The organism is Flavobacterium sp. GQ95, assembly GCF_059758655.1.
In genome coordinates, this window is the sequence record NZ_JCAXEB010000003.1 from 155,348 (window position 1) to 169,138 (window position 13,791).

Consider the following 13,791-nt stretch of genomic DNA (forward strand, 5'->3'; position numbering starts at 1 on the left):
AGAACATGAAAAAAATAATTCTAGTAGCAAGTATCATGATAACATTGTCATCCACTGCACAGCAGACAGTTCCATTTGGAACCCAGTTTAAAGACGATGAAATTCCATCTGGAACATATTTTAAAGATACGGAAGGCTGGCTCAATAAATATCTGGGAACATGGAAAGGTTCATATGACAACAAAAATTATACATTTATTGTAACAAAAATTAAGGGTAATATGCCGGATTATTTTAAGGATATATTGGCAATACGATATTTAATTACTTCCAATACGGGCGAAGTAATAGAGGATACCCGAAACTTGCCGAATGATAATATACTGGTAATAACTGGTTCGAGTTTTGGTAAAAACAGAAGTTATTATGTTTTACATTATACCGGTAAAAACTATAATTGTGGGCAGTCGGGAGATGTTTTTATATATGCTAAAGATACCGAAATGAAACTTAGTTTAGCTCCTGCCCTTGAGTTTGCAAGTGATGGTGATTGTCGTGGTGTAGTTCAAATACTTCCTGTGAAAAAAGATATTTCATTAATCAAGCAGTAACTATTAAAAGCCAATCTCAAAATGATTGGCTTTTTTGTTATTTCCTAAGCTAATTTAAATATATACTATTCATTAAATAATAGCCTGTTTTAAAAGTTTCTTCATTGATCCCACCAGCGTTGATTAACATAAACCTCTGCATAAGGAAAAGGAGAATTTTGTTTATTCTTCTCTTTTATAAATTCCGGTGTCTTTAAGAAGATTTTGATCCTATCAACTTCTTTTAGTTTATTGAATCTTTCCAATGCAAGCTTTTTCTTTGAAAGTGGATTATATGGGTATATCTTCCAAAATGCATTAAAGGACAGATCCGGCTCTCCAACTTCAACGGTAGTCGTTTTATACAATTTTGTCCAAGCTTTTATGTGGTCTTCTTTCCACGGAAATTTTCCGTCGAGATAAAGAAACTTTTCCTGCTTTGGAGTTAGGTCTCCTTCTAATACATTAAAGAAGATTAAAACACCATTTAAATTGTATTTAAACAGCCATATATCGCCCGATTGCATTTTTACGGTGTAAGTTCTAACAAGGCTCATTTTAAGCTAGTTTTTGATTTAAAATGTTGATTGTTTTCTGAATTTGTAATCTTATATAATTATCGTCCACGTCCTTAATTTGTTGAATCAATAAGAGTTCTAACATATCAGCTTCATGATGCTTTAATGTGACTTTCATAGTTTTTTTTTCATCAAACAGGTTCGATTGTTTTTTAATAGCACCTGCTTTAGATTCTAATTTACTAACAAGATCTAAAGCGATTGATACTGTCGATTTATCTCTCCTAGTTTGTGGTTTGTTATTATAAATAGGTTGCAGCGTTGCCGCTATAATCATAAGTGTTTGCGGTGATAATTTTATATCTATTTTCATGGTTGTAATTTTTCTCCTAATCGGCTTAAGTAATTAATTTTATCGATGCATATTTCATAGGTATCTAAATCGTAAGTACCTTTTTTGACATGAAAAAAGAATTGATTACGTATTCGATCATAGAATATTTTTACTCCAAGATGCTCACCAACTGACCGACGCAGTTTCCATTCTGTTTCAAACCAACTTCCAAGCCCTTTTGTTGGCTCAACTATTCGTTGATTTATTATCTTATTCGCTACTGAGTTTCCAATTTTTGTTTTATGAAAATCTGTCAAATAGAAAATGTGTCGATCAGTGAGAAGATTTTGTTTTTGAAGTTTCTTAATTACTTCAGTTAGTTTTGTTATTGATTTCATTTAACATTCTGTTTTAGATTGTGATAATTGTTTGTTACATTCCGTACAAAAAAGTGCTGTTGTTTCACAAGTTCCAACACTTTCAATTACTCTTATTACGGGCTTGTGTTTTACACATGTTTTGGTTGTAGTCGCTTTTTCCATACTAATGATAGAGTTTACAATTTGCGCAATAAAGTCGTCCGTGTTTTTCTTTGACAGGCATTTCTATCTCGCATTCTAAGCAATACAGGTCTTGCAATTCCTTGATGAATTTCGTTTTATGTTTCTTTTTTTTCTTTGGTTTAAAGTACCATATTGCAAGAGCAAACATGAATCCGGAACAAAAACAAAAAAACATAAGCCAGTGAAGCGAGGTTTTAATTTCTTCTATTTCTTGAATATCCATTTTACTGTTTGATTTAAGGCGTAAATAACTTTACTGGTTTCTTCATAAGTCATTTTCTTTAGAGGCTTTTTTACAGGAGATTTAGTTTTTAAGAAGTGATCTAAAACTTCAAGATCAGCAACCTCTTTACCATTTACTTTTTTTACCCATTGAGCCGTTCGCATAGTGGCTAAAATTGACATATGCTGAGGGTTATTTTTGTCAAAAGCAGACCAAAGATTTTTCACATGTTCTTTTTGTCCAAGCTGTTTCAAAATCATATTCGCCTGGTCGAATGTCAAATGATTTGTCGAGGTCTTTTTTACATCAGCAGTAGCCCATTGTACCCATTCTTCTTTGGTGTCTTTATTTGGAGTATTAATGGCAATCAATCTTTTTTGATCCCTTGTTGCCATTAATATTTCTAAATCTTCCATAGTCCTAAGATTTGACTGGCTCATTGAAAAAGTCAAATTGGTATCCTTTTAAAAAATCTACAGCACTTAAAGAAAGAGGAATTGGCGTTTTAGAACCATCATCATTGATTATTGAAGCTTCGCAAAACCAAACAGATTTTTTCGGCTTATAGGCTTTAGAAATAATGTCAACGCCATCCGTAAATTCTTCATCATTGAAATCTTTAGTTAATTTTTGAAGTTCTAAAACTCGGCTTCCTTTTAAGTTTCCTTTCGAATCCTTCTTCAGTAAATTAAAAACCATACTTACCAATGCTGCTGTTGCTTTATCTTTGGCTAATGATGCAATGAATTTTTCAACTTTCGTTATTCCGGCATTTACAGTATCGTCCCAACCATCGTTTATTCTGTATCCAATTGTAATCTCTCCTTTTTCATAAGAAAAAGTATGCGTCATTTGTTTTTCTTTAACTCCATAGACATCAGCTTTAAGTTTTAAAACATTCTCGAAGTATTTAAACGCTTCTGTTTTAGCGATTGACAGAAGTTCTGAAGCTTGCAATAACATGGCGATAGCTTTTGGCACTGTTTGCTCAACTAGTTCTTTATAGGCTTCACGATCTTTGTCTTTTTTTGATTCCACTTTTGCAAGTGCAGCTCTTAACTCTGCTGGGCTATAAGTTGATAAATCAATAATTGGTTTTGCGACTGGATATGTTTGTGTGTTCATATTTCTTTATGTTTTTTATAGATTAATTATTTTGTTTTTTAAATGTTTGTAGCCAGTTGGTTTGCTTAATGATAATTACACAAGTGGCTATTTTTCCTTCGATCTTTTCTGAAACTTTATATTGTCTTACTTGGTTTTTATCAATTTCTCCTCTCTTGTAAGAGAGAAAATCCCTTAAGGAAGCTCTCTCTTGACTCAGGCAAATCTTTTCACCATCAGTTAGAATATCACGCTTTCGATATTGGGTTTCGTTTCTAATAATCACCGGAATATCTTCAAACAAAAAAGAGTTTATAGTATCTAGGAAGTCTAAACGTGCTTGCGCTTCCTGCTCGGTTATGGTTGAGTTTATCATTTGTTTTTTTCTAAAAGTTTATCAATTACATTTCTTAAATCACTTTGTACTTCTACTTGGTTTGGGTGATTCGGGTTGTCTATAAGCCATTGTTCTAGTTCGGCTTTTTTGTTTTTCAATTGCTGTGTTGTCATGATTAGTTTAGTTTTTCGATTGATATTTCTATTCTGATACCTGATACTTTCGTTGTTTTCTGCTCTCTCTTTTTTGCATCTTCCAGTAATGCCTTGGGAAATCGTGACATTAATCTACTGATGCATTTGCAGTAGAGCCAATCTTTGTCTTTTCCTATTGTATCAGGGTGTTTTGCTATTAGCATTTTGAATTCGTTTTCTTCTTTTTGCAACTCGATTAAAAACCATTTGTTAACTGCTGAGCGAGCTAAGACTTTCTGAAAGTCAATTGCATTTGTTGTTACACTTTCAACCCAATAAAACCAGAAGACAAGTATTAAATCTTCTTTGGTTTTACATACTTCTAGATGGCTCATTAAATAATCTGCTGCTGATTCTTTTGTGAATATTTTACTCATAACTGTACTTTTAAATAATTTCTTTCCAATATTTTGCTGCTCTCTCCGGAGATATGACGAATGGTTCGCCTCCTCCGTTTAACCTTCCATCAGGGAATAACTTAAATCCCTCAACCCATAATTTTAAATCAACATCGTATCTAATATCATCCGCCAACGCTCCTTTAGGCTCTTTTCCTTTGGCTTGCGATACCCAAATAATTCCTTTGCCCTTTTTCAGCATCAATTCCTTTAATTGGTAGTATTGTGCTCTGTTAATCCTTGTATATTGAACAGAATCGACAAAAAGAAAGTCCGGCGATTTTGGTTTACTCATTCTTAGCATAAGATCATCAAACGGCTCTCTATCAAGCAAAATGAACGAATTACCGCAGGTATCCATATGATTTCTTATAAGAGCATTTTGTATTGTTGCAGAAAGTCCCTGCTCTAAAGAATCGTAAGCCACTTTGCCAAAATTGGTCAGATACTTGGCTAACTTTATTGCTGCTTCTGTTTTACCATGACCGGAACCGCCGAAAATAATTGCCGAAAAAGCTTTATCAGGACTTCCAAGTGTGGTTTCCCACTCACCAGAGAATCCAAGAGGATTGAATTTTTTTGAAAGAACGTTTGATACAGAATAGGCTCTATTTATCTTTGTCATACTTCTTTTTAATTCTGTAAATAGTTGCAGTATTGACGTTGTAGATTTGGGCTATTTTGCCTACAGATTGGTTATTTTTTAATAACTCGCCAATCTCATCAACATCAGATTGCTGTAGTTTTTGCTTAAAATTCCCAACACCGTTTGATGATCCTTCTTTCCATTCTAAATTCGAATAGTGATTATTAGAAAGTGAATTAATTTTGCTTACTCTTTGTCCTGAATGTTCTCGTAACCCGTTCCAAGCCTCACAAACTAACTTCGTTACTGAATGTGCTTTATTGATGAAATTTACTTTTAGAGTTGGGTTTTTCCTTGTTTTATCATTTTCAAATGATCTTAACAAAACATCATTAAAATAAATCTCCGTGCCATCTTCGTTTATCCTAAGCCCTTCGATTATTGGATGATATCGAAAGTCCATTATGATGCTCTTTTATGTGAAAAAATCAATCTTCTTACACGTCTCATGTCACCGTCACAATCTTTTGATATAGTTCTTATGATTGCAGTATCTTCCAAACCATTTGCGATACATATTTTTTCAACATCACTGTAGCTGGTGTTTTCAAGTTCAATAAATCGAAGCCCAACACGGCTGTAAATTTCTCTGTAGCCTTTTTTTTCCATTGCAACTCCTCTTCTAATTCTTTTTTCGAGAAAGTGTGTTGCCATTAGCACGATGCCACAGTGATTTTCAAGTGCGTTATATAAGGTGATGAAAAACAGCAATACGTTATCGGCTAGTTTATCGGCTTCATCCAAGATAATGATTGGGGATTCTAATGATTTTAGAAGTAAAACGGCTTTGTGCATCATTTCCGGCAAGGTTAAGCCCGCATGATCTTTACCCATTTTTGCCAGCAATTCACGAAGAAACCAACGTTTGTCCCAATATTCATTGCAGGACAACAAAAAGGCATTTTTGTTTTCAGATTCGTACTTTTTAGCCGTTTCTGATTTTCCTGCACCAGCTTTGCCTGTAATAGCCATTACTAATGAGAATTGCTGGCTATCATTGAAAAACAATTCTAATTCTTGGGAGTTGCGGGTTTCTGCATAATTCCATCCGCTTGCTGTAACACCGACATATTTAGCAACTTTACGCCACATTTCATCAGCAATTAAATCCCATTTATGATTGCGCATTTGCGATAATGTTGCTGCTGATACTCCAGCCATACCAGCGGCAACTTGGTTCTGTGATCCTTTTTGCACAATAAATCTTTCTAGTGCTTCTACAGTTTGTATTTTTTCTTGATGTATCATTTTTAATAGATTTAATAAGGGTTTAAACAGTTTTTAATATTTTGAAAATCTCGAGTGAAAAGAACCGCTATCTGTTGCCATTTGCTCCTCTTTGGGTAAATGACCCTGAAACTTAACCATGAGTTCTTGTTCTTCAATTAGGCTTTCTCTACTAATTCCACTACGTTGTATTAATCTTTCGTAAGCTTCCTGATCACGTTTTAATTCTGCATCACGAATAGCAATGTCTTGAAGTAATAGTGCTTTTGAATTATCTTTCATTAGCACTGGAATAGATTCATGCATTCGTTTAGATTGAGCGTAAGCAATAAACCTCTTTTCTCCTGATGGCGTTAACTCATAAAGCCCAACAAATTCATCTAATCTTTCAGGATCATAGCGCACTATTAAATTTTCACCGACCCATTTTTGCCTGAAATTCAAATCAACATTATTGTTTTGGTCATACACTTCGTAGAGATAGTCTTTACCTTCAACGGTAAGTGGCATTCCGTGAGCATAGTATTTTTTTACTTTAGTTTCATCAATCCAGAACATTGAAAGCTGATCCATAATGTTGATTTCCTGACGGTGTTCAGTTTTTTGATTGTACATTTCTAACCTGTTATATTCCCAATCTTCTTGTTTTCCTGAATTCCATTTATTCACTAAGGCTTGGAATATTTTATTGAATTCGTCAACCGTTGGTAATGCCGACTTATACTCAACAATAAAATCGGTATTTGGCTTGTTGGTTGCTTTTCTTACCTTGATACCTTGTTTATCCGAAAACCACATCTTAGAAATTACTTGTTGTTGCAGTCTGTTAAATATTTGTTCTGCTGGACTTGATTTCCTGCCTACTTTATGACTGTAGTGTGTACCACCTGTCAATCCTTCTTTTTCATCGCTTTTTGCAACAAGTCTGTTATATAAATCCTGCATTCTTCCTGAGGTATGTCCCGATTGCTTATCGTAAGTAAAAAGAAATGGACGGCAACCTGATTCGTTAACAGCCATTTTAACGGCTCTGAAATGTGATGCATGATTTTCCGAGTAAGCAATATCCCAACCAATAATTTTTTCGCTGTAAACGTCAAGAACAACGTTTATTTTAAGTTCAGCAGCCATCTTTTGTTTATTGTTGGCGAAGTGTACCAAATCTAACTTAGTACCATCGATAGCCCACCAAGCATTCGGAAACCATTCTGAGCGTTTTCTTGTTACTGTGTGACCAAAATGTTTCATGTATTCGTCACGTCCATCACGTGCTAACATCCAAATGCGTTTTTGTTCTGTTTTGTCAAGCCATGCACCAATTGATCGCTCTGTTAAACTTTTCCATCCTTTGGCTTCACGTACAGATTCGTAAATTCTCAAAACTTCCGAAATAGTGTATTTTACAGGAAGACAATATTGAGATAGTATAAAATCCGCAACGTCATCGACAATTTTAGAAGGATTGCTGTTCATCCATTTGCCTGAAACTATTGCACCATAGCCTTCATCTTCATATTTTTGGATCGCTCTTTTGAATGAAATTACATTCTTATAGCGTGTATGTAACCAAGTTTCAGGCAAATTTCCAATAGCTTCAAGCATTCTATCCCACATTTGTTTTTTACCTCCAAAACGTTTTTGTACAACAACATTTGTCGCAATATGCTTAACCGCATTAAATACAACAGCCTGATGGGTGTACTCTTTTTGTTTTTCTTCAGGTAGATGAGAGCCATTTTCTAAAAGATAATCTCTGAAATATTGTTCTGCATTGTGATCCCATTTAATGTAATCGCTAAAGACGATGTTTTTGACGCTTGCGTATGGATCACCCACTTTTTCGCAGATAAGCTTCTTGAAGCGTTCAGGAATAGACTCATAAGCAACTAATGCTTTACGACCATTACCTCCGATGCAAAGCTTTTTTATTTTTCCTATCCTGCACATTTTTTTATAGTTGCTTTCTGAAAAGATGTTGTTTTCAACCATCCAACTGGAAGCTATGCAGAGCGTATTTTGTTGGTATTGAAACATAGTTTATATTTTTTTTAATGAAGCTTGTATAGCGGCTTTTGCTTCTATATCAAGTTTCTTATATTCTTCTTGAATTTGTATAGGTATTGTTCCAACACGCTCTCCACGTATTGACATCCTGATGTAATTAGCTTTAAACCCATACTTTGTCATAAGAGCTTTAATGACTTCTCCATTGTATTTCTGATTTTTTTCTGTACGTTTGTTCATTGCTTAAACTGTGTTTTATTTAACACAAATATAAACATTGTTTCGATTTTATAGCAAGTGAATATAAACTTTTTTTATATTATTTTATAAATGACTGTATTACAAAGGATTAAAAAGGTGTGCAAATGGTTGATTTATCAAGGATATGCTGATAATGATGCCGAATTAGCGCAATTAATGGGATATACAAAGAGTTCTTTTTCTCAGATTTTAAATGAAAAAGTACCTCTAAGTGAAAAATTTATTGATAAACTATGTGCCATTGATAAAAATATAAACAAAGTTGCTATTGTGTCGGGTGATGGAAAGTTGATTTTATCAGAAGAGAATCAATATTTGAATAATTTTACTACTGTACCAGATAAAATAGACGAGGTTAAGATTTTTGATGATAACCTTGAACCTGAGCAACTCACAAACTCTAATGGAAATAAATTTTTTATTTATCCTGATGGAACAATAAAAATTGAGGTCTTAAAAATACCATTTAGCGCTCATGCGTCTTATGTAGAACAAATGTTTGATGAAGTCAAATTAAAAGAGGATTTTTCAACTATTACATTTAGAGTTGATCATATTGGAAGAGGTAATTACAGAGGATTTGAGACTTTAGGAGAAAGCATGTGGAACGAAGGAGGATATGACACCCCTTCTGGATCCGATATTTTAGGAAGAGAGGTAAATCGTACTCTTTGGACTAGCGGTTTTCATAAAACTAAATATGGCTTTGTAATTATTGCAAAGACAGGAATTTTTCATAAAGACATTGAATCATTAACTGATAATGGAGAGATTATTTTAACAAGTCGTAATCCGGATTCAAAACCTTTTTCCTATTCATTAGATGATGTTTATAGTATTTGGCATGTCATTAAGAGGACATTTTAATCAAAAGCAAATATTAAAAATCAGTTAGCCAATGTGTTAGGAAATAATGTGTATTATTTTTTATGGGATTATCCCCCTACGAAAGGTTATGTTTTATTATTTTTTTAAACGCTTGTTAGTATTAAGCATATATTATAGATATATTATTTAAATAAAAAAGTAACCCCAACGGTAACCCCAAAAGTAACCCCAAAGTATAAATTTTTCATTATTGCATTTTAATTACTACCGTAATATAAAGGCATAAAAAAACCGCTTAAATAATATTTAAACGGCTCGAAAAAGGTGCTTAAATGTCGTTTTTAAAGGGATAGGGGTGTTAATACGGTTGAAATACCATATTAACTGTAGTTAATTCGTTTAAAGTGTTTAATAATGGCAATTAAAGTGTAGATAGTAGGCATTTAAAATACTTTTCGTTTTGAGTTGCTATTTACGGTTTTTTGGGGTTATGCCCTTATTTTATTGGGTTTTTAGGGCTTTTTTGGTTTAAGTATATTGATACTTTTGGTTATACCCCCTATAGTCGGGCTATCCAGGCTACTGCGGTAGCTTCCTCCTATCCCTCACGCGGAGGAAAGAGAAAAGAATATAGAACATAGAATATAGAACATAGAATATAGAACATAGAATAAAGAGGCAAGAATAAAGAGTCAAGAGTAAAGATTTAAGATAAAGTAACCATAAAGGATGTCATTGCGAGGAACGAAGCAACCTCACTAACATTTTTATCGCCTTGTTTGTCATTCCGAGGAACGAGGAATCCCCGCAAGTAACTCCACAACGAAAAGTAGCCAATCTTTGTCGAGCTTCTCGCGGGGATTCCTCGTTCCTCGGAATGACATACTAGCTGGGATGAAAACAAAAAAGGCTTTCTGAAGTATTTCAGAAAGCCTTTTTTATGTTTAATTATAATTAGTGATAATTAGTGCAATTAGTGTTTTAATTCAAACTAAAATTATAAGTAATAGTTCCCGTTTGTTTTGCCGGGGCATTGCTATCTGCATCCCATTTAGTGTTCATGGCTGCCATTTTAGCCTGTTCTCTTAAACATTTAGCAGCAATTGTAGTTCCTTTTACTCCTGGAATGGCACTGATAGTATTACCATTTTTATCAACTGTAATTTGTACAACAACCGTACCTGTTTCGTTGCTACAGTCGCTATTTGGTTTGGGTTTCGAAAGTGCTTTTCTACCATTTAAAGAATATCCTGATCCACCGCCAGAACCACCGCCGCTTCCGGCTCCGTAACCGCTTCCGGTACCAATACCATTTCCGGTTCCGTTTCCACCGCCTGTTCCGCCACCAGAACCTCCGCTGCCGTAATAACCATTAGAACCGAGGCTTCCGTTAGCTTTTCCTTTATTTCCAGCCACTTTATCATCTCCATCTCCGCCTTTGTTTGATCCTTTCATAATACTCGATAAAGCATCGTTTGTCGAATTCGAAACTTTTGGTTTTTGAGGAACTGGTTTTGTTTCCGGTTTTACAACTGGAGTTGGTTTTTTAGGTTTTTCTTTTACGGGTATAACAACATCATTAGCATCATCTGCGCTATTTTCCTGCGTTATGATTGCCTCATCCGGAGTTGATTTGGCTGGAGTCGCTTTTGCCTGATTTTTTACGTTTAAAACTTCGCTTTTATAATTCGCTCCAGACCCTAAATCGCTGTCTCCAAAATTCACAGTCACGCCACCGCCGCCACCGCCTTCTGCAAGTGCTACGTTATTTTCCGGGTTGTATGGAGGCCAAAAGCGTATAAAAAACAGTAATACTAAAATGACTGCATATATCGCCGTGGTGAGTAGTAGTGATTTCTTTTTATCTGAAGAAATAGTGGAACTCATTATGATTCTGAATTTTGTATTGTATCTAATTAAAAACGCTTAAAAGTAGTAAAAATTGTTTAGAATTAAAGGCTGGGCCGAATTTAACCGCAAGGTTCGCTAAGGTCTACGCAAGGAACGCTAACTTATTTCTCGCAAAGACGCGAAGTCGCAAAGTTTTTCTTTTTTAAGTTTTTCTTTGCGCCTCTGCGCCTTTGCGAGATTAAAAATAAACCGCTTAGCGAACTTTGCGTAGACCTTAGCGGACCTTGCGGTTAAGCCAAAAAAAAACGAGCTAAATAAATTAGCCCGTTTAAAAGAAGAGTATAAAAAATATTATACTAATTGTTTCAATGCAATCTCAAAAGCAGTTGCACTAATATTTGTTTTGGATGGATTCAAAGCATGAGCCTTAACAATCGCATTTTTTATAATTTCTGAAGTATCATTAAAAATAGCCTCATCCGTCATTTGAACTTTTTTCTCCATGAAATAAGCAAAAACTCTCGCCATTCCGCAGTTCGAAATAAAATCCGGAATCAAACTTACTTTATGATCCACTTCTTCCATAATAGATCCGAAGAAAATTTCTTTGTCAGCAAAAGGAACATTCGCACCACAAGAAATAACTTCTAATCCGTTTGCGATTAAGCTGTCAATCTGACTTTGAGCCACCAATCTTGAAGCAGCACAAGGAGTGAAAATTTCAGCACCAATAGTCCATATTTTTGAATTGATTTCTTCAAACGGAATCATATTGTCGGCAACTAATTTGTTTCCGTCCTTATTTAAAAACAATGTTCTGATTTCTTCAAAAGAAAAACCTTCTTCATTAATTAATCCTCCGTCACGATCAATAATTCCGATTACTTTGGCACCCATTTCGGCTAAATAAAAAGCTGCTGCAGATCCAACATTTCCAAATCCCTGAACGATTGCTTTTTTACCTTTAATATCTCCACCGTAAGTATTGTAAAAATGACGAACCGCTTCGGCAACGCCATAACCTGTAATCATATCGGCAACAGTATATTTTCTGGTTACATCTGGTGAAAATTTAGGATTTTCAATTACCTTAATAACACCTTGACGTAATTGACCAATTCTATTTATTTTATCAGCTTCGGTTGGTTTGAAATGTCCGTTAAAAACACCTTCCTGCGGATGCCAGACACCACATTCTTCCGTCATCGGAATAACTTCGTGAATTTCATCAACATTCAAATCACCACCCGTTCCGTAATAACTTTTTAACAAAGGCGAAACCGCTTTGTACCAACGTTGCAAAACACCTTTTTTACGGGGATCGTTCGGGTCAAAATTAATTCCGGATTTAGCGCCTCCAATTGCAGGTCCGGAAACTGAAAATTTAACTTCCATTGTTTTAGCCAAAGAAAGAACTTCATTCATATCCAAGCCTTTTCTCATTCTTGTTCCACCTCCTGCGGCTCCTCCACGAAGTGAATTAATTACTGTCCAACCTTCTGCTTCTGTTTCAGAATCTTTCCAGTTAAAAACAATTTCAGGTTCTTTATTTTCAAATTGCTGTAATAAATCTTTCATTTTGTTGTGATATGTTTATTTTGCGTAAAAGTATAAAATAGAATAATGCGAATAATGTATTTTACAGCAATTTTATTTAAAGAAAAAAAGAAAGCCGAAAACATAACGTTTTCGGCTTTAATTTTTTATGAGGTTTAGGAAATTATATTCCTAATAAATGCTTTTTTAAAGTTTCGTCAACTGGTTTGTCTGATAACCAAATCCCGAATAATGCTTTTTTGAAATCAAATCCAGGAATTTTTCCTTTTACAACTTCATTTTTAATAACGTTTAATGTTTGGTCAAACGGGTTGTACCATAATATAAAAACGTCTTTTTCAGTAATTGGGTCGCTCAACAGTGTTTTAAATTGCTCAATTCTTGGTCTTAATTCTTCCAAATTACTTCCTGCAGATTTCTCAAAACCAGTATTCATGGCTTTTGTCAATTTGTTTGAAGAAACCATAGACGAGGTAATTTCAATTCTGATTGCCATTTCTGTATCACTGTCAATAATGAATTTTGGATCCTGACTTAGTTGCGATAAATATAATGCCTGAACGTAAACTTCCAGCCACATTTTTGATCTTCCGCCAGCACCGTTAAGTTGCATTGTTTTATTTTGTACTTCAATTTTTCTTGGAACTGTTACACCGTTTACTTCTAATGTGGCTTGTGCAGAAACCGTAGAAAATTGTGCGCTAATAAGGAATGTAAGTAATAGTAAAATCTTTTTCATAAGCTGTCGAAATAATAATTTTTAGGCAAAAATAATGTTAATTTATTAATATTTAGTTGTTATCCTATATGTTTTTTTGCTGCAATTTTTGATTTTTTTTAACGTATTAGATTAATAATCAAATTAGTAAGAGTTATTTTACGTACAAATACCCGTTTTAAGAATTGTTTAATCTTTTTCATATCAAATTTTTACTAAATTTTTTTAGTAATGATGTTTTTATGCTCAATTATATTCTTAAATTTTAAAGAAATCCTTGCAGGATTGATGTCTCTGAGTCAAAATATCAGAATTATTACGAAAACGTTATCGTAATTGTTGCTGATCTATTAATTTTATATGCGTGCATTGTTAATTTGACTTTTAAAAATTATCTTTGGAGGCCATTAAAAGCAAGAACAAATAAAAAAACGTAAACCAAATCATCTCTATTAACGAAGTTTTTTCGATTTTGGTTTAAAAAAAACAATAAAACTA

The 13,791-nt window shown here is 34.1% G+C and carries 19 protein-coding genes; 2 read left to right on the plus strand and 17 right to left on the minus strand.

What is annotated here, in order from left to right:
* The first annotated feature begins 5 nt into the window (after positions 1 to 5).
* On the plus strand, positions 6 to 551 hold the full coding sequence (locus tag AC6CH4_RS07815) for a DUF6705 family protein (RefSeq protein ID WP_498101797.1): 546 nt from the start codon (positions 6 to 8) through the stop codon (positions 549 to 551).
* Positions 552 to 652: 101 nt separating this feature from the next.
* Here AC6CH4_RS07815 and AC6CH4_RS07820 read toward each other — a convergent pair whose 3' ends face one another.
* The 14 genes from AC6CH4_RS07820 to AC6CH4_RS07885 all read right to left on the minus strand — a co-directional run bounded on the left by AC6CH4_RS07820 (position 653) and on the right by AC6CH4_RS07885 (position 8,318).
* Positions 653 to 1,087 carry an LvrA C-terminal domain-related protein gene (locus tag AC6CH4_RS07820; RefSeq protein WP_498101799.1) on the minus strand — a complete coding sequence of 145 codons (435 nt, stop codon included), beginning with the start codon at positions 1,085 to 1,087 and terminating at the stop codon, positions 653 to 655.
* A 1-nt stretch (position 1,088) separates the two neighbouring features.
* Complete coding sequence (locus tag AC6CH4_RS07825) at positions 1,089 to 1,421, minus strand: hypothetical protein (protein ID WP_498101801.1); 333 nt, start codon at positions 1,419 to 1,421, stop codon at positions 1,089 to 1,091.
* Positions 1,418 to 1,780, minus strand: a complete 363-nt coding sequence (locus AC6CH4_RS07830) for a hypothetical protein (RefSeq protein ID WP_498101803.1) — start codon at positions 1,778 to 1,780, stop codon at positions 1,418 to 1,420. Before AC6CH4_RS07830 ends, AC6CH4_RS07825 begins: the two co-directional genes overlap by 4 nt.
* A complete protein-coding gene (locus AC6CH4_RS07835; protein ID WP_498101805.1) occupies positions 1,781 to 1,924 on the minus strand; it encodes a hypothetical protein in 144 nt (47 codons plus the stop codon).
* Positions 1,925 to 2,149: 225 nt separating this feature from the next.
* Positions 2,150 to 2,584: a hypothetical protein gene (locus AC6CH4_RS07840; protein ID WP_498101807.1), complete on the minus strand. Its 435-nt coding sequence runs from the start codon at positions 2,582 to 2,584 to the stop codon at positions 2,150 to 2,152.
* 4 nt (positions 2,585 to 2,588) lie between these two features.
* Positions 2,589 to 3,293, minus strand: coding sequence for a DUF3164 family protein (locus AC6CH4_RS07845; RefSeq protein ID WP_498101809.1), 705 nt, complete (start codon positions 3,291 to 3,293; stop codon positions 2,589 to 2,591).
* A gap of 22 nt (positions 3,294 to 3,315) precedes the next feature.
* On the minus strand, positions 3,316 to 3,648 hold the full coding sequence (locus tag AC6CH4_RS07850) for a hypothetical protein (protein ID WP_498101811.1): 333 nt from the start codon (positions 3,646 to 3,648) through the stop codon (positions 3,316 to 3,318).
* Positions 3,645 to 3,782, minus strand: coding sequence for a hypothetical protein (locus AC6CH4_RS07855; RefSeq protein ID WP_498101813.1), 138 nt, complete (start codon positions 3,780 to 3,782; stop codon positions 3,645 to 3,647). The genes AC6CH4_RS07850 and AC6CH4_RS07855 overlap by 4 nt, the downstream gene beginning before the upstream one ends.
* Before the next feature lie 2 nt (positions 3,783 to 3,784).
* Positions 3,785 to 4,180 (minus strand): hypothetical protein, encoded by a 396-nt coding sequence (locus AC6CH4_RS07860; RefSeq protein WP_498101815.1) that lies wholly within the window; start codon positions 4,178 to 4,180, stop codon positions 3,785 to 3,787.
* Between the two features lie 10 nt (positions 4,181 to 4,190).
* On the minus strand, positions 4,191 to 4,826 hold the full coding sequence (locus AC6CH4_RS07865; RefSeq protein WP_498101817.1) for a P-loop NTPase family protein: 636 nt from the start codon (positions 4,824 to 4,826) through the stop codon (positions 4,191 to 4,193).
* Positions 4,810 to 5,250, minus strand: a complete 441-nt coding sequence (locus tag AC6CH4_RS07870; protein ID WP_498101819.1) for a helix-turn-helix domain-containing protein — start codon at positions 5,248 to 5,250, stop codon at positions 4,810 to 4,812. The genes AC6CH4_RS07865 and AC6CH4_RS07870 overlap by 17 nt, the downstream gene beginning before the upstream one ends.
* Positions 5,250 to 6,095, minus strand: coding sequence for an AAA family ATPase (locus AC6CH4_RS07875; RefSeq protein WP_498101821.1), 846 nt, complete (start codon positions 6,093 to 6,095; stop codon positions 5,250 to 5,252). The genes AC6CH4_RS07870 and AC6CH4_RS07875 overlap by 1 nt, the downstream gene beginning before the upstream one ends.
* A gap of 33 nt (positions 6,096 to 6,128) precedes the next feature.
* Entirely contained in the window at positions 6,129 to 8,108 is a 1,980-nt protein-coding gene (locus AC6CH4_RS07880; RefSeq protein ID WP_498101823.1) for a transposase family protein, read from the minus strand.
* Positions 8,109 to 8,111: 3 nt separating this feature from the next.
* Positions 8,112 to 8,318 carry a hypothetical protein gene (locus AC6CH4_RS07885; RefSeq protein ID WP_498101825.1) on the minus strand — a complete coding sequence of 69 codons (207 nt, stop codon included), beginning with the start codon at positions 8,316 to 8,318 and terminating at the stop codon, positions 8,112 to 8,114.
* A 90-nt stretch (positions 8,319 to 8,408) separates the two neighbouring features.
* On the opposite strand from AC6CH4_RS07885, the gene AC6CH4_RS07890 reads away from it, so the two are divergent.
* On the plus strand, positions 8,409 to 9,206 hold the full coding sequence (locus AC6CH4_RS07890; protein WP_498101827.1) for an XRE family transcriptional regulator: 798 nt from the start codon (positions 8,409 to 8,411) through the stop codon (positions 9,204 to 9,206).
* A 942-nt stretch (positions 9,207 to 10,148) separates the two neighbouring features.
* On the opposite strand, the gene AC6CH4_RS07895 is transcribed toward AC6CH4_RS07890, so the two are convergent.
* The 3 genes from AC6CH4_RS07895 to AC6CH4_RS07905 form a co-directional block, all read right to left on the minus strand.
* Positions 10,149 to 11,054, minus strand: a complete 906-nt coding sequence (locus AC6CH4_RS07895) for an energy transducer TonB (protein WP_498101829.1) — start codon at positions 11,052 to 11,054, stop codon at positions 10,149 to 10,151.
* A gap of 315 nt (positions 11,055 to 11,369) precedes the next feature.
* Positions 11,370 to 12,596, minus strand: a complete 1,227-nt coding sequence (locus tag AC6CH4_RS07900) for a Glu/Leu/Phe/Val dehydrogenase dimerization domain-containing protein (protein WP_056189076.1) — start codon at positions 12,594 to 12,596, stop codon at positions 11,370 to 11,372.
* A gap of 142 nt (positions 12,597 to 12,738) precedes the next feature.
* A complete protein-coding gene (locus AC6CH4_RS07905) occupies positions 12,739 to 13,314 on the minus strand; it encodes a chalcone isomerase family protein (protein ID WP_498101831.1) in 576 nt (191 codons plus the stop codon).
* Between the last annotated feature and the right edge of the window lie 477 nt (positions 13,315 to 13,791).

What these genes read in the sequence shown, in the direction of transcription:
- AC6CH4_RS07860 (WP_498101815.1), bottom strand. Translation starts at nt 4,180, where the DNA reads ATGAGTAAAATATTCACAAAAGAATCAGCAGCAGATTATTTAATGAGC.
- AC6CH4_RS07815 (WP_498101797.1), top strand. Translation starts at nt 6, where the DNA reads ATGAAAAAAATAATTCTAGTAGCAAGTATCATGATAACATTGTCATCC.
- AC6CH4_RS07850 (WP_498101811.1), bottom strand. Translation starts at nt 3,648, where the DNA reads ATGATAAACTCAACCATAACCGAGCAGGAAGCGCAAGCACGTTTAGAC.
- AC6CH4_RS07845 (WP_498101809.1), bottom strand. Translation starts at nt 3,293, where the DNA reads ATGAACACACAAACATATCCAGTCGCAAAACCAATTATTGATTTATCA.
- AC6CH4_RS07825 (WP_498101801.1), bottom strand. Translation starts at nt 1,421, where the DNA reads ATGAAAATAGATATAAAATTATCACCGCAAACACTTATGATTATAGCG.
- AC6CH4_RS07830 (WP_498101803.1), bottom strand. Translation starts at nt 1,780, where the DNA reads ATGAAATCAATAACAAAACTAACTGAAGTAATTAAGAAACTTCAAAAA.
- AC6CH4_RS07890 (WP_498101827.1), top strand. Translation starts at nt 8,409, where the DNA reads ATGACTGTATTACAAAGGATTAAAAAGGTGTGCAAATGGTTGATTTAT.
- AC6CH4_RS07840 (WP_498101807.1), bottom strand. Translation starts at nt 2,584, where the DNA reads ATGGAAGATTTAGAAATATTAATGGCAACAAGGGATCAAAAAAGATTG.
- AC6CH4_RS07870 (WP_498101819.1), bottom strand. Translation starts at nt 5,250, where the DNA reads ATGGACTTTCGATATCATCCAATAATCGAAGGGCTTAGGATAAACGAA.
- AC6CH4_RS07855 (WP_498101813.1), bottom strand. Translation starts at nt 3,782, where the DNA reads ATGACAACACAGCAATTGAAAAACAAAAAAGCCGAACTAGAACAATGG.
- AC6CH4_RS07885 (WP_498101825.1), bottom strand. Translation starts at nt 8,318, where the DNA reads ATGAACAAACGTACAGAAAAAAATCAGAAATACAATGGAGAAGTCATT.
- AC6CH4_RS07905 (WP_498101831.1), bottom strand. Translation starts at nt 13,314, where the DNA reads ATGAAAAAGATTTTACTATTACTTACATTCCTTATTAGCGCACAATTT.
- AC6CH4_RS07865 (WP_498101817.1), bottom strand. Translation starts at nt 4,826, where the DNA reads ATGACAAAGATAAATAGAGCCTATTCTGTATCAAACGTTCTTTCAAAA.
- AC6CH4_RS07900 (WP_056189076.1), bottom strand. Translation starts at nt 12,596, where the DNA reads ATGAAAGATTTATTACAGCAATTTGAAAATAAAGAACCTGAAATTGTT.
- AC6CH4_RS07820 (WP_498101799.1), bottom strand. Translation starts at nt 1,087, where the DNA reads ATGAGCCTTGTTAGAACTTACACCGTAAAAATGCAATCGGGCGATATA.
- AC6CH4_RS07895 (WP_498101829.1), bottom strand. Translation starts at nt 11,054, where the DNA reads ATGAGTTCCACTATTTCTTCAGATAAAAAGAAATCACTACTACTCACC.
- AC6CH4_RS07880 (WP_498101823.1), bottom strand. Translation starts at nt 8,108, where the DNA reads ATGTTTCAATACCAACAAAATACGCTCTGCATAGCTTCCAGTTGGATG.
- AC6CH4_RS07875 (WP_498101821.1), bottom strand. Translation starts at nt 6,095, where the DNA reads ATGATACATCAAGAAAAAATACAAACTGTAGAAGCACTAGAAAGATTT.
- AC6CH4_RS07835 (WP_498101805.1), bottom strand. Translation starts at nt 1,924, where the DNA reads ATGGAAAAAGCGACTACAACCAAAACATGTGTAAAACACAAGCCCGTA.